This is a genomic window from Zhongshania antarctica (assembly GCF_014202945.1).
In the GTDB taxonomy this organism is placed as follows: domain Bacteria; phylum Pseudomonadota; class Gammaproteobacteria; order Pseudomonadales; family Spongiibacteraceae; genus Spongiibacter; species Spongiibacter antarcticus.
In genome coordinates, this window is sequence record NZ_JACHHW010000002.1 from 453,072 (window position 1) to 476,068 (window position 22,997).

Here is a 22,997-nt window from a genome sequence, read left to right on the forward strand (position 1 = left end):
TAGCGCGAATATTCACGAGGAAAAATAATGGATATTGAAAACAAGACAATTTGGATCACCGGCGCCAGCTCAGGTATTGGTATGGAGCTGTGTAAACAACTCGCCGAGCGGGGCGCTAGAATTGTGCTGTCGGCGCGTAACCAAGAACGCCTAATGGAAATTGCGGAAACATTACCCGGTGGACGCAAGCAACATTGGGTTGTGCCCTTGGATTTAGCTGAGGCAGATAAGCTCATTACCCTGGTTGAAGCGCAATTAGCTGAGATTGGTCCAGTAGACATTTTAATTAACAACGGCGGCATATCCCAGCGTTCACTTTTTGTGGATACTGATCTTGCCGTTTATCGGAAGCTAATGGACGTTAATTATCTGGGTACCGTGGCAATGACCAAAGCGCTGTTGCCAGCAATGATCGAACGTCAGCAGGGCATGGTCGTTAGTATTAGCAGTGTCGCCGGTAAAATTGGATCTAAGCTGCGTACTGGCTACTCGGGTTCAAAGTACGCGGTAGTCGGCTTTATGGATTGTTTGCGGGCGGAAACGGCGCACCAAGGTATTCAATGCCTCACTGTTTGTCCCGGCTCCATTAAAACAAATATTGCGGTGAATGCGTTAAATGGCAGCGGCCAGGCTCAGAATAAAGATGATGAGTCCATTATCAATGGCATGCCAGTAGAGAAATGTGTCCAAGATATTATTAGCGCCATAATTAAAGGCCGCGACGAAATCATAGTCGGCAAGGGAATAAGCGCCCTAGCCCCGACGATCAAACGTTTCTTCCCCGGTTTATTTAACCGAATCTCAGCGGGTATGGAATATCGATAGCGGCCCAAGTAGAAGGGGCGATTTTTTTGGCCATAAGGCGCGGTGCTCCGAATACTCCATCGCCTCCTATCATAGCGGTCATCCCTTATTATAGATCATATCCTACGGCTCTATAATGGTGGCGGAATTAAACTATAGCGGCTTCTTCGCGCCCTTTGGCGGCGTTCATTTCTTACTATTGTGTTCGCAGCAGGTTCGGCAACGCACAATTATCATTGTGTCATCTCTAGAAAATACATTTCGAACTATCGCAAGGAACTAATTTAAAAGGACATTTAACGACTTCAATGGAGACACCTATGAGTGACGACACGGGGAAGGATTGTGAATAACAAGCATAGTAAGCCAAGCTCAGCAAAGCTGGCTACTGCCAATGCGGCGCTGGCTATTGCCAACGCAGAGCTGGCCTTTCAAAATCAAGAAAAAGACAAGCGCGCGTCCGAATTAGCCATCGCGAATACAGAGCTAGCTTTTCAAAACACCGAAAAAGGCAAACGTGCCGACGAACTTAACTTTCAAAGTAAAGAAAAAGATAAGCGGGCCGCTGAGTTGGTCATCGCCAATACCGAACTGGCCTTTCAAAATAAAGAAAAAGGTAAACGCGCAGCAGAATTGGCCATCGCCAATGCCGAGCTGGCTTTTCAGAACAAAGAAAAAGATAAGCGCGCGGCTGAGCTGGCCACTGCTAATACCGAGTTGGCCTTTCAAAATGCCGAAAAGGGAAAACGCGCCGCTGAGCTTGCCATTGCCAATGTTGAGCTAGCCTTTCAAAACGCCGAGAAAGGCAAGCGCGCAGCCGAACTGGCCGCCGCGAATTCTGAGCTGGCCTTTCAAAATGCGGAGAAAGGCAAACGCGCGGCGGAACTGGTGATAGCCAACACCGAGCTAGCCTTTCAGAATGAAGAAAAGGGTAAGCGAGCGGCTGAGCTCGCCATTGCCAATACCGAACTCGCCTTTCAGAACAAAGAGAAAGATAAGCGCGCAGCTGAGCTGGCCCTTGCCAACACTGAGCTGGCGTTTCAAAATGAAGAAAAAGATAAGCGGGCCGTAGAGTTCCACACCCTCGCCTTTTATGACCCCCTTACCGGCCTACCTAACCGACGTCTATTGATTGATCGGCTTGAGCACGCCATAGCGTCTAGCATGCGTAAATGCGCACAAAATGCCGTGATTTTTATCAACCTAGATAATTTCAAAGATATTAACGACACCCTCGGCTACGGCCACGGGGATTTATTACTGGAACAAACTACGCAACGCCTCAATTCCTGCATAAGCAAAGGCGATACCTTGGCACGCGTCAGAGATGACGAGTTTGTGTTAATTCTGCAAGATCTAGACATACACCCCATAGAAGCGGCCGCAATGACCAAGGCCATGAGTGTGAAGCTTTTCACTGCACTCAATCAACCTTATCAGCTATACCAGCACAAATACCGTGGCACCGCGTGTATGGGTGCGGTGTTTTTCGGGCATGATAGTCAGTGTGCTGAAGAACTACTGAAACAAGCTGGTATCGCCCTGCATCAAGCCAAAAAAGAGGGCCGAAATATTCTGCGATTTTTTAACCAGGAAATGCAGGACATCATTAACATCCGCACCAGCCTGGAACATGAATTGCGCATTGCCGCTGAAACCTCGCAATTTCGTTTGTATTACCAAATTCAGGTCGACAATTCCAACCGTGTAGTAGGGGCAGAAGCCTTAATCCGCTGGCCACACAAAAAACGCGGCCTAATATCACCTGCAACATTTATTCCCTTGGCGGAAGTCACCGGATTGATCGTACCCATTGGCAAATGGGTTGTAGAATCAGCTTGTGCACAGCTACGTGAATGGAAAAAAAGCCACCAAACTAGCAGCTTAACACTCGCGGTAAACGTGAGCGCCCTGCAATTTCGGCAAGCCGATTTCGTTACTCACGTAAAGGCTGCAGTGAAAAAATATGGTATTTCCGCCAGTTTACTCAAACTGGAATTAACAGAAAGCCTGTTGCAGGAAGACATCGACATTACCATTGATACCATGAAAGCATTAAAAGAAATTGGCGTTCAATTTTCTTTGGACGACTTTGGCACCGGCTTTTCGTCACTGCAGTACCTCAAGCAATTACCCCTAGACCAATTCAAGATCGATCAGTCCTTCGTGCGCGATATCACCACAAATAAAAGCGACAAAGCGATAGTAAAGACGATCATTTCCATGGCACGTGGCCTAAACATAGAAGTCATTGCCGAAGGCGTGGAAACGGAAGAACAACGCCAATTACTTATCGCTGACGGATGTACCGCCTTCCAAGGGTATTTATTCAGCAAACCCTTAGCAATTGAGGAATTTGAGGCTTTAATACAACGAGGTGTCTGCAAATAGATCGATTTAATACTCGACTAAACTGCGGATTTTGTCATTTTTTACTCCCCTGCTTACCCCTGTACAAATACCGAGCTCTTTGCGCTTTTGAGATGACGAGGCAGGCCTCATATTGTCCATTTTGCTGCCCTTGTCCGCGCCTTTATGTTTCACTGGCCGCCAATAAGAGGCTTAAGCATGGAACTATTAGTTCAATATCCATTTTTGTTAGTACCGTTAATCTTTTTTGCTCGGGTCGCCGACGTATCGCTTGGTACATTTCGCACTATTGTTGTTTTTCGTGGTAACAAGCTTTTAGCGTCTGTTATCGGGTTTTTCGAAATAATGATTTGGCTTGTTGCAGCCGGACAAGTTTTAACAAACCTTGATCACTGGTATTTAGCGGTCGCCTACGCGGGTGGTTTTGCGGTAGGCAATTATGTTGGCATTAGCATAGAAAGTCACTTTGCCATTGGCAATGAGCTTATTCGCTGTATTTCGTTTAACCGAGATGTGCTGGCCGATAAATTACGCGACGCGGGCTTTAAGGTTGTTTCAGTCGACGGCGATATGGGCGACACCAAACCCGTTGAAGTACTGTTTATTATAGAAAAACGGCGCAATATCCCTCCCCTTATTCAACTGATTAGAACCCTAGATCCCAGCGCCGTTTATTCGGTATCGGATATAAAAAGCGTGTATGACGGCCCTGACCTTTTGCCTCGTCGTCGGCTTTTATCCTAGTATTTTTATAAATTGGGCAAGACGTATATTTGAATTATGTTAGTTTGGTGAATTACAGACAGAAGTGCTAAGCCGAAAATATCATTAGGAACAGAGCAGCATGCCTTTATTATTTGAAGAAATTGATAGCCAAGCCTCACCCCTCGGTGAAATCTCCTTACGAAAACGGCGTATTCCGGTGTTTGGCGACAGAGACATTTACGAGGTTAAGCTTGGCGATGAGTTTCTCATGTCGAGCATGTTTGTCGATGCTGAAGAGGCTTTATCTCACCTTGGCTTAGCCGCTGTTCAGGGCGATAATTTAAGCGTGGTTGTAGGCGGCCTAGGGCTAGGCTACACCGCGGTAGAAGCACTCAAAGACCAGCGCATTAACGAGCTATTGGTGGTAGACGCACTAGCAACCGTTATAGGCTGGCATAAAGACGAGCTGGTGCCGCTGGGAAAAATACTCAACGCCGACATACGAAATCGCTATGTACTCGGCAGCTTCTTCGACCTTGCCACCGATCCTAGCGCAGGCTTTGATCCCCAGCATGCCGGAAAGAAGTTCGACGCCATTCTCTTAGACATTGACCACTCCCCCACTGAATTCCTGAACGCCGCCAACGCGAGCTTTTATACCACTGAAAATCTCTCGCTCATGGCCGATCAACTCAAGTCCAATGGCGTATTTGCGATGTGGTCGCAAAACCTCCCGGAAGAACACTTTGAGGCCTTATTGAAAACAGTATTTGCTACCGTCACTTCCCATGTAGTTTCTTTTTATAATCCGTTTCAGAATAGTGAGTCGACAAACTCCGTGTATGTTTGTGTGAAGGGCGAATAACGTTTTTTTGCCACGCCGGACATAATACTGCAGCCATTCGCCACTGAACTACGCCACTGCCACACCCATGGATACCGGCTCGGGGGCCGGTATGACTCTACGCTTCGTCATGCCGGACTTGATCCGGCATCCATAGACCACGAAACCACGCCACAGCCACCACCATGGATACCGGCTCGGGGGCCGGTATGACGAGATGAGTAGTGGATACCTGCGCGGGGACCGGTATAACTTCACACTCCGTCATGCCGGACTTGATCCGGCATCCATATACCACTGAACTAGGTCACTGCCACAACCGTGGATACCGGCTCGGAGGCCGGTATGACGAGAGGGGCGCAGCGGATACCGGCTCGGCGGCTGGTATGACGAGAGGGCTAGTGGTTACCTACGCGAAGTCCTGTACGACCGCACACCCCGTCATGCCGGACTTGATCCGGCATCCATAGGCCACTGAACCATGCCACTGCCACAACCATGGATACCGGCTCAGAGGCCGGTATGACGAGAGGGGCGCAGCGGCTACCGGCTCGGGGGCCGGTATGACGAAATAGGTAGTGGCTACCTGCGCGGAGGCCGGTGTGACGAGATAGCGCGTAGTAATCGGCTCAAGCGCCGGTATAGTGAGGTTGACGCTCGGCGCCCACTTAGCGCGGGAACGAAATAGCGGTGAAACCAATACCCAAAACATTCGTCTGAGCATTCGCTAGATTATCCCCGATCTTTCACTGTATAAATGGGGCAAGCAGAATTCTTTATGGAATAAGTGATGGCTAAAAAGAGCGGATTTACGCGACTGCTTTGGCGCAGCTTGCTGATATTGATATTGTTCAGTGTTGCCTTGGTATTGCCCTTTCGGTGGATTGACCCGCCAATCAGCATGGTGATGCTGGAGCGCAGCTGGCAGCAACGCGGCACCAACTACCAACTCGACAAGCGGTGGCTAAGCTGGAATGAAATACCGCGCCATGCCGCGCTAGCCGCTGTTGTGTCTGAGGACCAGAATTTTCCCAATCATTATGGCTTTGATATAAAGGCGATTCAAAAGGCCTTTGCCGAGCGGGAGCGGCGTGGCAGTTTGCGCGGCGCCAGTACCATCAGCCAGCAGGTCGCCCGCAATATGTACCTGTGGACGGGTCGCAGCTGGCTACGCAAAGGCTTGGAAGTTTGGTTCACAGGACTCGTCGAATTATGCTGGCCCAAGCAACGCATTTTAGAAATTTATTTAAATATCGCCGAATGGGGCGACGGGGTGTTTGGTATTGGCGCCGCAAGTCGGCATCACTTTGGCATTAACGCTTCACAGTTAACCCACTGGCAATCGGCACTGCTAGCCTCCAGCTTGCCCAGCCCGCTCAAGTACAACCCTGCGGCGCCAGCGCCACATTTGATTGCGCGCGCCAATTGGAATCTTGGTCAGCAACGCAAACTGGGGGGCCGGTCTTGGCTCGCCACGTTGGAATAGTCTTTTGCCATGTAATTCTGCATTCTCAGATTCCCGCCTGAGAGAACACCTTAAGAAATGTTTCCGGCTCAGGTCTTAGCCGATAATTATCGGTAAGATCGGCAAACAATATTTTACCCGTAGCGTCAGTCATGATGACGGTGGGCATGACAGTGTCACTATCATAGCCCAGCACCTCCATGCCCATGGGCAAGCCATTGGGGGCGGCAATACCGAGGCGTTTCGCCATCGCGTTATCTCGATCTACCAAAAAGCGCATTGGCGCGTCAAAACGCTGAGCAAGGTCGACGGTATGACCCTGAGACTGAGGGCTAATGAGCAAGATCTCCACGCCTTTATCGGCCAGTGCACGGTATTGCCCGGCAATTTCTTTTATCTGCGCCATACACAGCGGGCACCAATTTCCCCGATAAAAAATCATGAGCAAGGGCTTATTCAATTCATGGGGTTTAAGCTGCGAGCCAGCGTCATTAATAAATTCTAATTTCGGCAGCGTTTGACCAACACTCAATATGTCACTGTGTCTGCCGCCAAAGCTGGAGTACCACCATTCGTACAAAGCGGTTCCGATCACCCCAGCACCAAGTATCCACGCAAGGGCCTCAAGAATCACTGGCGACAATACCGCGCCGAGGAAGGTAAGCAAGGTAATTCCCAAAACCGCTTTGGTGGCTGTTTGCGTGCGAGCGACATTAGCGATAAACACCCATGCAAAAAAGCATAAGGGCGTTAGCATGCATAGCAAAGCCCAATACCACGCGACTGCATTAGGGTCTTGGTAAATTGCCCAAGCACTGCGCGCTGCGCCCACCATGAGCAAGCTCATCCACGCTGAAATAAATAGCGATTTTAACCGGTTCATACGCACGTCCTTAAGATTATTATTTATTGGCGCCGTCGGTCGGCATTGAAACGATTAAACACAGCGCGACTACTGTAACGCAAATAGCCTGGGTATTGCGTAGTCACCACCGATACCGCCGCATTATTCTGCACCGGTTCACCATGCCCATCTCACATTAGCGTAAAAGTTTAAGTATCTCCGGCGCTGAATTCAGTAAACTGTTGGTCTGGTGCGAACAGCGCCATCTATTCTCACGCAATGGAGTACACAATGTCGCGCCTGCGTTTAGCGATTCTTACTCTAATCACCATGCTGGCGTTTGCGGCAAATTCACTGCTGTGCCGTGAAGCACTGGCTGCCGGCCATATCGACGCGTCCAGTTTTACCTTAGTGCGTATCGTTTCGGGTGCGCTGGTACTCAGCATACTATTGCTCATCCAATTTCGCCGCTACACCCTTGGCGGCAGTTGGCTAGCGGCCGCTGCATTGTTTGGCTATGCCGCGGCATTCTCATTTGCCTATGTGAGTTTAAGCGCGGGTACCGGTGCGCTATTATTATTTGGCGCGGTGCAAACAACCATGATTGGCTATGGCTTATGGCGCGGTGAACGCCTGAGCCACCTGCAAATTAGTGGCGCTATTGCCGCCAGTGCTGGGCTTATTTGGCTAATGTTGCCAGGTGTCGAAGCGCCACCCTTGCTCGGCGCGCTTATTATGATCACCGGCGGCGTTTGCTGGGGTGTGTATTCTCTGCTGGGGCGCAACGCTAGTGAGCCGAGCGTCGCGACTGCCGGTAATTTCCTGCGCGCTACTCCCTTTGCCGTCGTCCTGTTTTTACTTATGCGTGATTCACAGCCGGTGACTAGCCTTGGCTTAGCCTATGCCGCAGCATCTGGCGCCTTGGCATCTGGGCTGGGTTACGCCTTATGGTATGCAGTTCTACCCGCTCTGCCCGCGAGTCGCGCCGCAACGATTCAACTAAGCGTACCGATACTTGCCGCACTCGGCGGGGTGCTATTCTTGGGCGAGGCGATAACACTGCGCTTTAGCTTGGCCTCAATTGCGGTACTGGGTGGCATAGCACTTTTTATTATGAGCAAACCGCGCGCCTGAGACGCTCAAATATCGCTACTGAATCCATTAGTAGCACTGCCTCAAATGACTTCCTCTAGACCTGTAAATCTTAATGTTGGCCCTAGCACTAAGCCTTGACTTTGCTCGCCAGCAATGCGGCAATCAAGTTCTTTTAGCACTCTGGTATTAGCATGATTTTATTACTGGTCTATATTGGTATTGCCTTGAGCGTGTCTTTTTTATGCTCGGTATTAGAGGCGGTATTACTGAGTGTTACCCCCTCGTATATCGCCGCCGAAGAACGTCGTGGACATAAAAATGGGGTTTTGTGGCGTGAATACAAAACCGATATCGACCGTCCCCTTGCCGCGATTCTAAGTTTGAACACCATCGCCCATACCGTGGGTGCTGCTGGCGCTGGCGCGCAGGCAACCGCTTTATTTGGTGAGGTTTATTTTGGTGTTATTTCTGCGGTGTTAACTCTGCTTATTTTAATTGTTTCTGAAATTATTCCTAAAACATTGGGCGCCTTATATTGGCGTAAGCTCGCGCCGTTATGCGCGATTACTCTACGCGGTGTGATGTGGTCTATGTACCCCTTGGTGGTTATGGCCCAGGGAATCACCAAACTGTTGTCGCATGGTGATAGCGCCCATTCCATTAGCCGTGAAGAGTTCGTTGCGCTCGCCGAGGTCGCCGTTAGCGAGGGCATTTTAGATCAAGAAGAAGCAGATGCAGTCACCAGCTTAATTCGCTTTCGCTCACTTCAGGCCCGAGACGTGATGACCCCGCGACTGGTCATTTTCAGTTTGGAAGAAAACACCAGTGTGAAAGCCATACTCGACGGCCACGAAGACATTCCCTTTTCACGGATTCCGATTTATAGCGAAGACGCCGACAATATTAGCGGTTATATACGCAAAGATGAGCTGATGCAGGCAATGACGCGAAGCCCCTATGCGCCGCTTAGCAGCTTGCGACGGGATTTGCTCGTTGTACCGGAGACCCTCCTGACATCCGAGCTACTGCAAAATCTCATCGAAACCCGCGTGCAAATGGCGCTCGTGGTTAACGAATACGGCAGTGTTATGGGCCTGGTCACCGTCGAAGATCTCATCGAAACCATGATCGGCATGCAAATTGTTGATGAGACCGACACCACTGAACATATGCAAACCCTTGCTCGGGAGTTATGGGCGAAGCGAGCGCGGCGTTTGGGGGTGTTTGACGATGAGAAGATCAGCGCGGCCGCAGGTGCCAATACGCCAGACTCCAAGCCTTAAACTGGACGTTAGCTCCGTACAGTAACGGCTTATTGCCGAGGGTATTTGCGGCACCTCGCCATGCAGGCTAACATTAACACCGATACTAATAATGCTTTAGGACACACCATGCGCTTTTTAATACTGCTGCTTACCGCCACGGCCATGATCTCAATGAGTGGCTGTGAGTCCACCTACTACAACGCCATGGAGAAAGTGGGCGTTCACAAACGTGACATATTGGTTGATCGGGTCGGTGAAGCGAAGGATGCGCAAAAAGAAGCGCAGGAACAATTTAAAGACGCCTTAACTGAGTTTAGGTCGGTGGTGAGCTTCGATGGCGGCAATTTGGAGACCCACTACAATCGCCTGAATAGCGAGTTCGAAGACAGCGAAGCCGCCGCTAAAGAAGTCTCAGATCGAATTAACAAAGTGGAGTCTGTGGCCGAGGCCTTATTCGACGAATGGCAGGACGAGCTCAAACTCTACACTAATGCCCGCCTACGCAGCGACAGCGCCAATAAGCTGCAAGCCACCAAGCGCCAGTACACCGCGTTGATTAAATCTATGCGCCGCGCCGAAAAGAGCATAGACCCTGTACTCAATGCCCTGCGCGATAATGTGCTGTACCTCAAACACAATTTAAACGCGTCGGCGATTGGCGCACTTAAAGGTGAACTGGCGGGAATCGACCGCGATGTTCAGCAGTTGATTGGCGCGATGGAAAAAGCCATCCGGGAATCTGACGCCTTTATAAAGCAGCTTAAGTAGGCATGGGAGATGCTTGACGGGAGACGGTAAACGCTTAAACACGCGAGCGACACCCCGTCATGCCGGACTTGATTCGGCATCCATAGACCACTGAACCACGTCACTGCCACAGCCATGGATACTGGCTCGGGGGCCGGTATGACGAGAGGGGTAGTGGATACCTGCGCGAGTTCCGGTACGACCCCACACCCCGTCATGCCGGACTTGATCCGGCATCCATATACTACCGAACTACGTCACGGCCACAACCATGGATACCGGCTCGGGGGCCGGTATGACGAGTGAGGTAGTGGATACCTGCACGAAGTCCGGTATGACTTCACACCCTGTCATGCCGGACTTGATCCGGCATCCATATACCACTGAACTATGCCACGGCCACAACCATGGATACCGGCTCGGGGGCCGGTATGACGAGGGGGTAGTGGCTACCTGCGCTAGGTCCGGTACGACCCCACACCCCGTCATGCCGGACTTCTCCCGGCATCCATAGGCCACTGAACTACGCCACGGCCACAACCATGGATACCGGCTCGGAGGCCGGTATGACGAGTGAGGTAGTGGATACCTGCGCGAGGTCCGGTACGACCCCACACCCCGTCATGCCGGGCTTGATCCGGCATCCATATACCACTGAACTACGCCACGGCCACAACCATGGATACCGGCTCGGAGGCTGATATGACGAGAGAGGTAGTGGATACCAGCGCGGGTAGGATGGCGCGACCCAATATGTCCGAAATTCTACAGTTATGTCCGTTAGGCGCATGGTGGTTTTCCTACGCCACTTTAGGATAGAGGCTGCAAATTCACCCTTTACCAAAACAATAACAGGCCGCCGATATGAGCCAACGACCACAACATAATGCCAACAACGTTACTGACACTCATCTTGTGATTGTCGGCACTGGTTTTGCCGGTCTGGGCATGGCTATTCGTTTAAAAGAAATGGGCATTGATGATTTTATTATTATTGAGCGCGCCAGCGATGTTGGCGGCACGTGGCGGGACAATCGCTATCCCGGCGCCGCCTGCGACGTGCCCTCACATCTTTATTCTTTCTCCTTTGAACCAAACACGGAGTGGTCGCGGGTATACCCAACGCAGCCGGAGTTAGAAGCCTATTTGCAAAACGTGACCGACAAGTGGAACCTGCGACCCCACATCCGCTTTTCTCATACCCTCACGGCGGCGCATTATCAGCAAGACAGTGGCCACTGGTTGGTCAAAACCAGCGGCGGCGATTTTCGTGCCCGGTTTGTGGTTTGCGGCAATGGCGGTTTAGCGGAGCCCAAGTTGCCCGATATTCCCGGCGTCGAAAACTTTGGCGGTCATCATTTTCATTCCGCCACCTGGGATCACAATTATTCCCTCGACGGTAAGCGGGTCGCCGTTATAGGTACCGGCGCCTCGGCCATTCAATTTGTGCCGCAAATTGCCGATAAGCCCGCAAAACTTTCGGTTTTCCAGCGCACCCCAAACTGGATTCTGCCGCGCCATGATCGCGCCTACCGCCGCTTTGAGAAATGGCTTTTCAAGCGCCTGCCGATCACCCGTAAATTGCTGCGCGCCAAAATTTATTGCCAGAACGAAATGCGGGTGCTCGGCATGGTTTTGCACCCGGCGCTAATGAAGCTGTTCCGCATCACGGCCACGTGGAATATTCGTCGTCAGGTTGCCGACCCCAGCTTGCGTAAAAGTTTAACACCGACATTTCCGATTGGTTGTAAGCGAATCTTAATTTCAAATGATTGGTATCCCGCGCTACAAAAGCCCAATGTTGAAGTTGAAACCAGCGGCATTCAAGAAATTACGAGCACCAGTATTATTAGTAAAGATGGTAGCGAGCGCGAGGTCGATTGCATTATTTTTGGCACCGGCTTTTACGCCACCGAGAACCCCATTGCCACCATGATCCATGGCCGAGACGGACGCGTGTTAGCCGATGTGTGGGCCGATGGCGAAGAAGCCTATTTGGGCTCAAGTGTGCACGGCTTTCCGAACTTCTTTTTTATTGTTGGCCCCAATGTCACCTTAGGCCACAGCTCTATGGTATACATGATCGAAACCCAGATCGCGGCCATCAGCCGAGTTCTTGAGGCCGCAAACGAGGTGTCATCGACAACCGTGGAAGTGCGCGAAGAAGTTCAAGATACCTATAATCGCGAACTACAAACCCGGCTTGGCGGTTCGGTGTGGGCCAACGGTTGTGACAGCTGGTATAAACATCGCTCAGGTAAAATCACCCAGCTTTGGCCAGGATTTACCTTTAGTTTCAGACGCCGCAATCGCGACTTTAAACAGTCTGATTATATTTTCGCTACGCCAAGCACAGAGGCCACACAATGAGTCAGCAGTACGATTACGATGTGATTATTATCGGCTCAGGATTTGGTGGCAGCGTCTCTGCCCTGCGCTTAACGGAAAAAGGCTATCGCGTTGGCGTAATTGAAATGGGCCGACGCTGGTCCCCAGAAAATATGCCGTCGACCAATTGGAAGATATGGAATTTTTTGTGGCGACCAATGCTGGGCTTAAAAGGCTTTTTTAGTCTGCGCTTTTTTCGCCATGTTATGGTCTTGCACGGCAACGCCGTGGGCGGTGGTTCGGTAACCTATGCCAACACCCTGCTCGTGCCGCCAGAATCAGTGTGGACTGACGGCAGCTGGCGCGGCCTAGACAACTGGCAGGCGGTCATGCCCGCGCACTACGCCACCGCGAAAAAAATGCTTGGCGTTAACAAAAATAAACGCCTCGCTGCGGCCGATCACGCCCTTAAAAAAATGGCCGAACATCAGGGCCGTGGCGATACGTTTTACTCCACCGATGTTGGCGTGTTCTTTGGCGATGCCGACGACACCAGCGGCGGAAAACGCTACCCAGATCCTTATTTTAACGGCGAAGGTCCAGAGCGTCACAGCTGCATTGGCTGTGGCAGTTGCATGACTGGCTGCGTACACAATGCTAAAAACTCCCTGGATAAAAATTATCTTTACCTTGCCGAAGCCAAAGGCGCCAAAGTTCATGAAGAAACTCGCGTAAGCGATGTCCGGCCTTTAAACAATAGCGATGGCAAAGACGGCTATGAGGTTTTTACTCAGCACGGTACCGCCTTATTTTCTAAAAATCGGAAGCGCTTCACCGCCAAAAAAATTATTTTCGCGGCAAGCTCGCTAGGCACTCAAGAACTCTTATTTAAACTCAAACAATCTGGCGCCATGCCGAAGATTTCAGATGAGCTGGGCAATCGGGTGCGCACCAACGCTGAATCCTTACTGGCGCTGCGCTTTCCCGGCGGCGAAGACATGTCGAAAGGCGTGGCCATCGGTTCTGGATTTTATCTCGATGAATACACCCATATAGAAGCCACTCGCTACGGCAAAGGTCACGATTTGCTCAGCTTATTGTTTACGCCGCTGACTGGCGGTACACCGGGTATTGGTCGCACCTTCCTGTGGTTTTTTACCTTATTGGGTTCACTGCTGCGCCATCCACTCAAAACCGTGCGCGGCTGCAACCCCTTCGGCTTTGCCAAGCAAACCATAATCTTTTTGTGTATGCAGACCATCGACGGGCATTTGAATATGCGCTACCGGCGGCCGTGGTATTGGCCTTTTACCAAGGTGTTACAAACCGAGGGTCAGCCCATTCCCTCGTTTATTCCCGCCGCCAATAAATTTGTTGCCGACAGCGCCAAGCAACTCGATGGTATCGGCGCGAGCATGGTATCGGAATTGTTTTTTAATATTCCCACTACCGCGCATTGCATGGGTGGCTGTGGCATGGGCAGCTCTGCGCAGACGGGGGTGATCGACAGCCAAAACCGTTTGTTTGGCTATGACAATGCCTATGTCTGTGACGGGTCAATGTTAGGGGCTAATCTTGGGGTAAACCCGAGCCTGACGATTACCGCCTTAACCGAAAGAGCGATGAGTTTTATTCCCGCGAAACACGCGATTCCAGCTGTAAGCGAAGCCTAAGGTGGAATAACCCCAGTGATCACGCCGCGCCTTGGCCCTGCTTGCGCAGCATGCCCGGCGTATGGCCACTCATGCGCTTAAACGCTTGGGAGAAGCTCGAGGCATCGGCGTAATTTAAGCGCTCAGCAATTTGTTCAACACTGAGTCGGGTACCGGTCAGCATCTCTTCTGCGAGGCTCAGGCGAATTTCATCGACCAGCTGGCGGAATGAAGTGTTTTCGGCGGCCAATTTACGGCGCATGGTACGCGAAGTCATACACAAGGCGTCGGCCACTAACTCCATGTCCATCGACATAGGTCGCTGGCACAGCAGAATATCCCGCACCTTGCCCGACAAGCCTCGTCGCGCGCTGCGCTTGGCGATAAGCTCTGAGCACTGTTTGTCTAACAAGCTCGCGGTAGCAAGATTACCCACCGCGCGAGACTTGTCTAATGCGCTGCGCGGAAATAGCAGTTCATTGCGCTCGGCAGAAAAATCGACTCGCCCCCGAAAACACTGATCATACAGCTCGGCATTCTCTGGGCGCGGGTGCTGGAACCGCACCCACTCCTCGCCCATATTATTGCCGATCATTTCACGGATAATAATCATGGCAGCGTGAATTTCGCGCTCAATAGAGAACAGCCGCACATCATCGGGAACATCCGTGTTATCAAACACCAGAATCGCATAGTCATCGTGCTCTTCTACCGTAAAACCCGAGAACACAAACGTCAGCTCTTGGTAGGTTTGCGATAGCTCTACCGCCTTGCGCGCTGTGGGGCTGCTGGCCAGCGCAAAACCCCAAATACCATACGCAGAGAGATGGTAGCGCTCCCCCGCAAGAAGCCCCAAGTTAGCCACATGGGGCAGCTCGCGGAGTAAATTGCGCACCACCGCCATTTCGGCACTCGCCTCCACCACCGTCTCTGGGTTATCTATGCTAGCCTGATCCAGCGCGGTATTTAGCAATAGTCGATCGAGTGCCGCGCCGTGCTCTAAACCCAGCGACACCAGGATCTGCACACTGGTGATACTCCGACAAAAATCCCAACTTTTCATAGTGATGCTCATCCAGAGGATCCATACACCCTAAATTGGCGTAGGATCTGCTGATAAGGGAATTAACGCAGACAGCGCCAAACCGTAACAATGTCTGCAAGGCGCTAATAATGTCCGAAATTCAACATAGCTTATCAATTAGACTGTGCTTCGCATACAAAAAAGCGGCGAGTCGCTAAGACTTGCGCCGTAAGTTAGATAAATAATAAATAAAATTCCTTGTACCGCGCCGTTCTAAACCTTTGTTTTGTACTTGCGCAATGTACACCGTTATTCCGAGGAGAAATCTGTGGTCCGATCCAATCCAACTCGCCCTTTTTATACCCGACTTTTACTCAATACCGGAATTAGCGGTATTGCCCTGCTCGCCGCCAGCCAAACTGTCGCCGCACCAGCGCTCGAAGAGGTATTGGTCACGGCCCAAAAGCGCAGTGAAAGTGCCCAGGACATCCCTATTGCGGTCACCGGCGTCACGGCCGATATGCTCGACAAGCTCGGTTTTGAAAACGCCAATGATGTGTCTGCGCAAGTCCCCAATATGCAGGTCAGCGGCCCTTATGGTGATGTGCAGCCGATCTTTTCGATTCGTGGCGTTAGCATGTCTGACTACAGCTCCAACCAAGCCAGCCCCATCGGCGTTTACGTAGACGAAGCCTATTTGGCACCGGTTTACAGTCACGGCGCCAGCTTTTTTGATATAGAGCGGCTCGAGGTTTTGCGCGGGCCACAGGGCACGCTCTACGGTAAAAACACCACGGGTGGCGCCATTAACATTATTACCCGCACCCCTGGCTTTGGCGGAGAAGGCGGCAGCTTTATCAAGGCTGGCGCGGGTAGCTACGGCGCCACGTCCATCGAGGGCGGCACCGAGCGCGAGCTAATCCCTGGTGTCTTAGCGGCACGTATCGCCGGTAGCATGAAGCGCGACGACGGCTATGTGAACGTCGTCGGCCAAGACACCAATGCCGCGCAAACCGACTTTAAAGGCCTGCGGTTGGGAATAAACTGGCTTATTAGCGATAAAATCGACGCCGTATTAAAAATCACCCAATCTAAGAACGACGCACTGAGCACCCCACCCCGCAATGAAGCCCGCACTGATTTGCGCGGCAGCGGTTTAGAGGGCGACTCTAATGGCTTTATCGACTATATCGGCTACTCCCGTGGCAGTCGCAATCTCGATTTTCACGAGACGGAATCTAACGCGATAGGCGCACTCGTCACCACAAGCGACCTCGCCGTGCTGACCATGAATTACAGTAGCGACAGCTATACCATTACCTCGGTCAGCTCCTATCTCGACGCCGACTACTATCAAATGGCTGACACCGACGGCAGCCCCAACGGCTTGCTAGAAATAAAGTGGTCATCAGACTCGTTGAGCTTTAGCCAAGACCTGCGCTTCACCTCAAACTTCGACGGCATGTTCAACATCATTGCTGGCGTGTATTACGGCAGTGAAGATTTATACATGCAGAATATTTACGATATTTTTGACCAAGCGCCCGATTTACGCGTTGGCTACGCCAAGCCCGACACCATTCCGATTTTTCCCTACTTAATCGACTTCGGCATGATCGATCAGCGCCTAGAAACCGAGAAGACCAGCGCGGCGGCCTATACCCAAATGCGCTTTGATTTCAGTGCTAATTTCGGCATGGACATTGGCCTGCGCTACACCCGCGACGAAAGTAAATTAAGCTACCTAAACATCTCGCGGCTTGCCAATGACGGCACACCCCAGGGCAGTTACGTACCTGGCAACACCACCGGCGTCGACAATGCTTGGATCACCCTGCCTATTACGGTGTTTGATATTCAAAACTTACTGGCCAATCCCGGTGATTTAGCCACCTATCAAAACACCGGCTACACCCACGGCGCTTACACCCTAGATTCTGCACCAGAATTGAATGCCCCAGAAAAAGAGTTCACCGGCAAAATTGGTTTAGATTACCGCGTTAACGACGACTTCATGGTTTACGGTAGCGCCAGTCGTGGTTACCGCGCCGGTAGCTATAACGGCGGCGTTTACTACCAACCTCGGCCACTGGAAACCGCCTACGCCTCGCCAGAATATATCGACGCCTACGAAGTCGGCTTTAAAGCCGATATGGCCGAAGGCAGTGTGCGCTTGAACGCGGCCGCGTTCCTGTACGACTACACCAATCAGCAGTTCATTAACGTAGTCGGTATTTCCAACTTTTTGGAAAACGCCGGCGGCTCGCAGATTATGGGGCTAGAGGCGGAATTGTGGGCGCGTATTACTGAACGCCTCACCGTGCAGTCGGCCATTGGCTTGCTCGACACCGAGTACACCGAGCTTACCCTCGCCAATACCGAAACCATTGCCGACCAAGAAGACCGCGTGGATCTGTCTGGTAATGAATTAATTTCGGCGCCAAAACTTAACTTCAGCGTTTCTATTGATTACGACTTGCTGATTACGGAATACGGATATTTAAGTGTGAATGGCAATGCCAACTTTCAAGACGACCAATGGTATAGCGCCTACAACGACCAGTACGGCTATGAAAATATTCGCCAAGACGCCTATTGGCTGTATAACGGCCGCCTGAGCTGGTACGCCAACGACGGCAGTTACAGCGTGTCGGTGTGGGGTAAAAACCTGCTAGAAGAAGAGTACGACAGCTACGCAATAAACCTGCAAGCGGGCTTTGGTTTCGACCAATACCTCGCAGGCCAACCGCGAACCTACGGCATGGAAGTGCAAGTTAAATTCTAGCCTTACCAAGCGCCCGCTAATCTGGCCGCCACAGCCCTATTAGCGGGTAATTGTTGGCTCACCCCTTAATTGAGCTACGTACTCACCGGATACATAGCGGGAGCGAGATTTCCCAGCCAAAAATACGCTTCACCCCCCATCCCAATATCAAACAATTCCCCATGTAGTATTTCCTTATTACCCCCGCAATTAGCCGCTGTGATCCAATGGATTTTCAAAATGCTTTACTGATTGAGCCAGCCTCATTCAGCAATGCTGTTTATTCCAACGTTAAGAGGGTTTACACATGGCTAAAGTTTTAATCATTACCGGTGATTTTGTAGAGGACTACGAGAACATGGTTCCCTTTCAGGCGCTACTAGCCATGGGCCACGAAGTGGATGCGGTTTGCCCTGATAAAAAAGCGGGCGACAGTATTGCAACGTCTATTCATGACTTTGAAGGCGACCAAACCTATACCGAAAAACGCGGCCATAACTTTGTGCTTAACGCCTCTTTCGACGACATCAACCCCGAAGATTACCAGGGCTTGTATCTGCCTGGTGGCCGCGCGCCAGAATACTTGCGCCTAAATGCAAAAGTGATTGAGATCATTCGTCACTTTGCTGCAAACAACAAACCTATTGCATCTGTTTGCCATGGCCCACAGTTACTCAGCGCCGCAGGTGTAATTGAAGGTAAAAAAATATCGGCCTACCCAGCCTGCCAACCCGAAATGCTCATGGCGGGTGCGCTGTGGGTGGAACTCCCCATGGATGGCGCCATCACCGACGGCACTCTAGTCACAGCGCCGGCTTGGCCTGCGCATCCTGCCATGTTGAAACAATTTGTGGCATTGTTATAAGTCTTAATTAGCATCGAGAGCCTATTTATGTGTCAGCTTTTTATCAATGCCGATAGCAAGCTATGGAGCTATCGCACCAAGTCGCTGCGTATTGATGGTGTGGTTACCTCTATTCGCTTAGAAGAGTTCTTTTGGGACACCCTAGAAGAAATATCATTTCGCGACCAAATGACGGTTAACCAAATGATTACCAAGCTCTACCTAGAATCCCTCGATGCTGATCACGATATTAGTAACTTCACCTCTTTTTTACGAGTGTGCTGTTCGCGTTACTTATCACTGATCGCCGATGGCAAGCTCACCAGAGAAGACGAGCTGCCCCTCGGCGAGGTGAATGCGCAAAATATATTAGAGCAAGAGCAATTGCGCAGCCGTCAGCGTAAAGCGCTGTTCAGTTCACCTAATTATAAGCCCTCCATTAATTAGTCAAAATTAGGTTTGATAAATAATGTCACGTTCGCCGCTCATTACGTGCTTTAAAAAAATTGTTGGCTCACGCCATGTACTGACCAGCGAACGTGCCACCGCCCCTTTTCGCACTGGCTTTCGTGAGGGGCAAGGCCCCGCCCTTGCCGTTGTCAAACCAGCGACGCTGTGGCAGCAATGGCAGCTACTCGACGCCTGCGTTAAAGCCAATATCATTGTTATTATGCAAGCCGCCAATACCGGCTTAACCGGCGGCTCAACGCCGAGCCAAGGCTGCGACCGCGACACGGTAATCATCAACACCTCGCGCATTAATGACATACATGTTTTAGATCAACAGCAGCAGATTCTTGCCTTTCCTGGCGCCAGTTTATTTTCATTAGAAAAGACCCTCGCACCCTATGGTCGCGTACCCCATTCGGTGATTGGCTCCTCGTGTATTGGCGCGTCAATCGTTGGCGGCATTTGCAATAACTCTGGCGGCGCGCTGGTCGAACGCGGCCCCGCTTACACCGAGCTCGCACTCTATGCGCAGGTCAACGACGATGGCACCCTCAGCTTAATCAATGAACTCGATATTGAGCTGGGTAATACACCCGAAGAAATTCTGACAAACTTACAGAACAAAAATTATTCATTAGAGGATATCAAAACCACCAATAAGCTGGCGTCTGACCGCGATTATGCGAATTGGGTGCGCGAGACAACACGCGACACCCCCGCGCGGTTTAATGCCGACCCCAGACGCTTACACAAAGCCAGCGGCTGTGCTGGCAAGCTGGCTGTTTTCGCGGTGCGGGTAGATACCTTTGTAAAAAATGAAAAAGAGCACAGCTTTTATTTAGGCAGCAACTCCACCCAGGCCCTGCAGCTCCTCCGAAAAGACTTACTTGAAAAAACCGCCAGCCTACCGATTTATGCGGAGTACTTGCACCGAGATATCTTTACCCTCGCCGATGCCTACGGCCGAGACACCGTGCTATTAATTAAGTACCTAGGCACAAACTGGCTGCCTAAATTCTTTAATATTAAGCGCCAGCTAGATTCCGTTTGCAGACGCATACCTTTTTTGAGCCAGGGTTTTATCGACAAAATGGTATACCGGCTGGCCAAGCTATTCCCGAGCCAGACACCTAAAGTATTGCACCAGTGGAATAATAGGTATGAACATCAATTAATTCTCAGCGTAAAAGATGCCGCAAAAGCAGAGACAGAATTAGTATTAGAAAATATGAAACAACACCACGATGTGGATTATTTTCTTTGCAGTGAGGCCGAGGCCAAGTCGGCTTACTTGTTGCGCTTTGCCGCCGCAGGCGCTGCTGTGCAATATGCAGCCATACACCATGACCGCGTAGAACCCATCGTCGCCCTAGATATTGCCTTAAAACGCAACGACACAGACTGGTTCGAAACCCTACCCGATGAGCTTAACCGCAAGCTGCTGAATAAATTTTATTACGGCCACTTTCTATGCCACGTATTTCATCAAGACTACTTGGTGCGCAAAGGGGAAGATGTACAAGCTGTAAAAGACGCCTTGCTAGCGCTGCTAGAAAAACGCGGGGCAGAATACCCCGCCGAGCACAATGTTGGGCATCACTATCACGCCAAGCCTGCACTGGCGAATAACTATAAAACCCTAGACCCAACAAACACCCTGAACGCCGGAATTGGCGGCATGTCTAAAAAATTAAATTATGACGAAGCCTAAGTCTTAGATGACGAAAGCCCTTGATCACGAACACTCACAAAAACACACCGTGTCCTATTGCTTCATACTCGCTTTATTACCCGCCAAAAATCCAGAATCAGACATAGCGGGCATCGCACAATGAATTGCGTTGTCTAGCAAACTTGCACGCTGAAAATCGGCGCTTAAATACACCATCACACTGCAATGCAGATCACTCGATTCATGACGATAAACCGCCAACATAGTGGACGGCCTACCTTCTTCCTCATAAACCTGGGCGAGATGAGACTCAAGATCAGCGAGCATGCCCGTTGCGAGCATCGCATCACCTAGGTTTACTTTTAGCCATGTATTCATTGCTTGCTATGAGCCGCTGTTAATCATCCCGCAACCAGGGAATAACCCGCGCGGGGAAAGTGAACATGCAGTGTTCCAAATTCGCTGCTCTCACGAGCGACAACGATCCGGCTCTCAGTAACCGCCGCGAGCGTTCCGCTGACGGGCACCACGCCGTAGTCCAGCGGTGCGACCTGAACCACTTGCCCAATTTGCAGCAGACCCTGCTCGGTACTGGTGGGCAGTGCCCGAGGCTCCGATGCTCTGGCCACTTCAAACGCCTCCGCCTGTGTTACCTCCTTGCGTTGGCCGTGCCCAAACTCTTCCACCGCCTTGTACCAGCGCTGAACGTTTGCACCCGCCGCCAGGGGCTTGCGATTGCAACTCACATGAAGCCAAAGCGGGTGAAAGCATGCGAAATCGGCGACCGATGGCGCATCACCGCCGACCCAGGGATATTCCGCCAGTCTAGCCTCCAAGGCGTCAAGAAAAGACTGCAGAATACCCGCCGCCTTGGCCGCCGCTGGCGGTCGGCTTGTGCCGCCGCGTAACAAGCTAGACCGGTCCTTGGCAAAACGGTAAGTGCCGATGGGGCCGAAGCTTCTGAGCATGGTGCCCAGCAGTCGCAGCGGCGGCACCGCTCCGACCGCCGCAAAAAAGGCCTCTTCTTCCGCCTGTTTCATCAAGGCCAAGGCATCGCCTTCGACTGATGCAGGATCAAGCGCTGCGCAGCCTGTTACTGTCGCCACTTCCTGAGCAATAAGCGCGGTATCACAAAAGATGTCGGCGCCAATCTGCGCTACTGGAATTCGGCGGTAGCCACCCGTTAAAGGATCGACATTTGGCCGAGGCGGGTAAACAGGTGACAGCAATGAATGCCAGCGGGTATTAGTAAAACCGAACATCAGCCGAATTTTTTCCGCGTAAGGCGAATTCTCGTAGTGATGCAGAATAATGGAATCGTTCATTGTTTCGCTCGGCCTCTTAATGAATAAACAGCTACTCGCAAATTAGTAGCTAGAGTTAGGCGTATTCTCAGGGTTTATATCGCCATAAACCTCATCGGGGTCTACATCATTAATCAGTAAAATTTCTCTCACGGTTTCAACGTGATCTAATACCTTTTGGTAGCCATCACCATACTCATACTTAGTGACTTCGATGGCTTTTGGCATATAGGTGAACGCGATTTTTAAAGCGTTTAAAGCAGAGGGGCTTAGTTTTTCAGTCATATTAATGCTCATTATTTAACTGTTGGTATTCAGAACGCTCGCAACACTGGACAATTTGTGGCGAAGAGGAAAATTGCTCCGAGTGCTAGGTCTTTGTATACGCTACCTGAACCATCTTCGCGATGTCGAAATCCGGCCATCAAGCGACATTAAAATCAAGAATTACGACCCGCTTATTCAGATTGATTTCATAATGATAAATCGTTATCTGCTTTCCAAAAAATCTCTCTTCTTCTCACTTTCGATGTAGCTAATCTTATAGTCTATTTGCTTTTCCACGTAGGCCTTATGATTAATAAGTTTGACAGACGTAAAAATCGACGAAAGTTTTATCAGGAACTCTTTTTCCTTTTCTAAAATTGGCACACGACTTCCAGACCATGATCGTGTTGTAAACTCATAATCTAACTTTACGAAGTGATCTAAATCATCATCTAATTCCACTGCTGTCCCGTTAACTTTCATATGAGCTTTAACTGATTGATATCGGGTAGCCTGTCATTAGATGGGTCTCCCCTTAAGAGAGCCATCAGGT

21 protein-coding genes are annotated in these 22,997 nt (G+C 50.8%); 14 read left to right on the forward strand and 7 right to left on the reverse strand.

Annotation, left to right across the window (positions count from 1 at the left end):
- Window positions 1-27: 27 nt before the first annotated feature.
- The 4 genes from HNQ57_RS04995 (at window position 28) to HNQ57_RS05010 (ending at window position 4,744) form a co-directional block, all read left to right on the forward strand.
- Window positions 28-825, forward strand: coding sequence for an SDR family oxidoreductase (locus HNQ57_RS04995; protein ID WP_184461501.1), 798 nt, complete (start codon window positions 28-30; stop codon window positions 823-825).
- 324 nt (window positions 826-1,149) lie between these two features.
- A complete protein-coding gene (locus tag HNQ57_RS05000; protein ID WP_184461502.1) occupies window positions 1,150-3,195 on the forward strand; it encodes a putative bifunctional diguanylate cyclase/phosphodiesterase in 2,046 nt (681 codons plus the stop codon).
- Between the two features lie 177 nt (window positions 3,196-3,372).
- Window positions 3,373-3,918: a DUF2179 domain-containing protein gene (locus tag HNQ57_RS05005; RefSeq protein WP_184461503.1), complete on the forward strand. Its 546-nt coding sequence runs from the start codon at window positions 3,373-3,375 to the stop codon at window positions 3,916-3,918.
- Window positions 3,919-4,018: 100 nt separating this feature from the next.
- The gene (locus HNQ57_RS05010) at window positions 4,019-4,744 is read left to right on the forward strand and encodes a spermidine synthase family protein (RefSeq protein ID WP_184461504.1); all 726 of its coding nucleotides are present in this window, start codon (window positions 4,019-4,021) and stop codon (window positions 4,742-4,744) included.
- Window positions 4,745-4,841: 97 nt separating this feature from the next.
- Here the strand turns inward: HNQ57_RS05010 and HNQ57_RS05015 are convergent, their stop codons facing one another.
- Window positions 4,842-4,991 (reverse strand): hypothetical protein, encoded by a 150-nt coding sequence (locus HNQ57_RS05015; RefSeq protein ID WP_184461505.1) that lies wholly within the window; start codon window positions 4,989-4,991, stop codon window positions 4,842-4,844.
- Between the two features lie 522 nt (window positions 4,992-5,513).
- On the opposite strand from HNQ57_RS05015, the gene mtgA reads away from it, so the two are divergent.
- Window positions 5,514-6,209 (forward strand): monofunctional biosynthetic peptidoglycan transglycosylase, encoded by a 696-nt coding sequence (mtgA, locus tag HNQ57_RS05020; RefSeq protein WP_184461506.1) that lies wholly within the window; start codon window positions 5,514-5,516, stop codon window positions 6,207-6,209.
- A 25-nt stretch (window positions 6,210-6,234) separates the two neighbouring features.
- Here the strand turns inward: mtgA and HNQ57_RS05025 are convergent, their stop codons facing one another.
- Complete coding sequence (locus tag HNQ57_RS05025; RefSeq protein WP_184461507.1) at window positions 6,235-7,071, reverse strand: peroxiredoxin family protein; 837 nt, start codon at window positions 7,069-7,071, stop codon at window positions 6,235-6,237.
- A 252-nt stretch (window positions 7,072-7,323) separates the two neighbouring features.
- Between HNQ57_RS05025 and HNQ57_RS05030 the strand changes: the two genes are divergently transcribed.
- The 3 genes from HNQ57_RS05030 to HNQ57_RS05040 all read left to right on the forward strand — a co-directional run bounded on the left by HNQ57_RS05030 (window position 7,324) and on the right by HNQ57_RS05040 (window position 10,160).
- Window positions 7,324-8,166: a DMT family transporter gene (locus tag HNQ57_RS05030; RefSeq protein ID WP_184461508.1), complete on the forward strand. Its 843-nt coding sequence runs from the start codon at window positions 7,324-7,326 to the stop codon at window positions 8,164-8,166.
- 152 nt (window positions 8,167-8,318) lie between these two features.
- The gene (locus tag HNQ57_RS05035; RefSeq protein ID WP_184461509.1) at window positions 8,319-9,410 is read left to right on the forward strand and encodes a CNNM domain-containing protein; all 1,092 of its coding nucleotides are present in this window, start codon (window positions 8,319-8,321) and stop codon (window positions 9,408-9,410) included.
- Between the two features lie 108 nt (window positions 9,411-9,518).
- Entirely contained in the window at window positions 9,519-10,160 is a 642-nt protein-coding gene (locus tag HNQ57_RS05040; RefSeq protein ID WP_184461510.1) for a DUF2959 domain-containing protein, read from the forward strand.
- Window positions 10,161-10,217: 57 nt separating this feature from the next.
- Here the strand turns inward: HNQ57_RS05040 and HNQ57_RS05045 are convergent, their stop codons facing one another.
- A complete protein-coding gene (locus HNQ57_RS05045) occupies window positions 10,218-10,376 on the reverse strand; it encodes a hypothetical protein (protein ID WP_184461511.1) in 159 nt (52 codons plus the stop codon).
- Between the two features lie 627 nt (window positions 10,377-11,003).
- Here HNQ57_RS05045 and HNQ57_RS05050 point away from each other — a divergent pair.
- Window positions 11,004-12,509, forward strand: a complete 1,506-nt coding sequence (locus HNQ57_RS05050; RefSeq protein ID WP_184461512.1) for a flavin-containing monooxygenase — start codon at window positions 11,004-11,006, stop codon at window positions 12,507-12,509.
- Complete coding sequence (locus tag HNQ57_RS05055) at window positions 12,506-14,140, forward strand: GMC family oxidoreductase (RefSeq protein ID WP_184461513.1); 1,635 nt, start codon at window positions 12,506-12,508, stop codon at window positions 14,138-14,140. Before HNQ57_RS05050 ends, HNQ57_RS05055 begins: the two co-directional genes overlap by 4 nt.
- 19 nt (window positions 14,141-14,159) lie before the next feature.
- Here HNQ57_RS05055 and HNQ57_RS05060 read toward each other — a convergent pair whose 3' ends face one another.
- Complete coding sequence (locus HNQ57_RS05060; RefSeq protein ID WP_184461514.1) at window positions 14,160-15,182, reverse strand: AraC family transcriptional regulator; 1,023 nt, start codon at window positions 15,180-15,182, stop codon at window positions 14,160-14,162.
- 289 nt (window positions 15,183-15,471) lie between these two features.
- Between HNQ57_RS05060 and HNQ57_RS05065 the strand changes: the two genes are divergently transcribed.
- The 4 genes from HNQ57_RS05065 to dld all read left to right on the forward strand — a co-directional run bounded on the left by HNQ57_RS05065 (window position 15,472) and on the right by dld (window position 20,912).
- Entirely contained in the window at window positions 15,472-17,928 is a 2,457-nt protein-coding gene (locus HNQ57_RS05065) for a TonB-dependent receptor (RefSeq protein WP_184461515.1), read from the forward strand.
- 286 nt (window positions 17,929-18,214) lie between these two features.
- Window positions 18,215-18,772, forward strand: coding sequence for a DJ-1/PfpI family protein (locus HNQ57_RS05070; RefSeq protein WP_184461516.1), 558 nt, complete (start codon window positions 18,215-18,217; stop codon window positions 18,770-18,772).
- Window positions 18,773-18,799: 27 nt separating this feature from the next.
- A complete protein-coding gene (locus HNQ57_RS05075; protein ID WP_008253021.1) occupies window positions 18,800-19,198 on the forward strand; it encodes a ribbon-helix-helix domain-containing protein in 399 nt (132 codons plus the stop codon).
- 22 nt (window positions 19,199-19,220) lie between these two features.
- A complete protein-coding gene (gene dld, locus HNQ57_RS05080) occupies window positions 19,221-20,912 on the forward strand; it encodes a D-lactate dehydrogenase (RefSeq protein ID WP_184461517.1) in 1,692 nt (563 codons plus the stop codon).
- A gap of 54 nt (window positions 20,913-20,966) precedes the next feature.
- Here dld and HNQ57_RS05085 read toward each other — a convergent pair whose 3' ends face one another.
- The 3 genes from HNQ57_RS05085 to HNQ57_RS05095 are packed head-to-tail and all read right to left on the reverse strand — an operon-like array spanning window position 20,967 to window position 22,462.
- Complete coding sequence (locus HNQ57_RS05085) at window positions 20,967-21,251, reverse strand: hypothetical protein (protein WP_184461518.1); 285 nt, start codon at window positions 21,249-21,251, stop codon at window positions 20,967-20,969.
- A 23-nt stretch (window positions 21,252-21,274) separates the two neighbouring features.
- Window positions 21,275-22,198, reverse strand: coding sequence for a glutathione S-transferase family protein (locus HNQ57_RS05090; protein WP_184461519.1), 924 nt, complete (start codon window positions 22,196-22,198; stop codon window positions 21,275-21,277).
- Window positions 22,199-22,240: 42 nt separating this feature from the next.
- Window positions 22,241-22,462 carry a hypothetical protein gene (locus tag HNQ57_RS05095; RefSeq protein WP_008253026.1) on the reverse strand — a complete coding sequence of 74 codons (222 nt, stop codon included), beginning with the start codon at window positions 22,460-22,462 and terminating at the stop codon, window positions 22,241-22,243.
- Window positions 22,463-22,997: the final 535 nt, after the last annotated feature.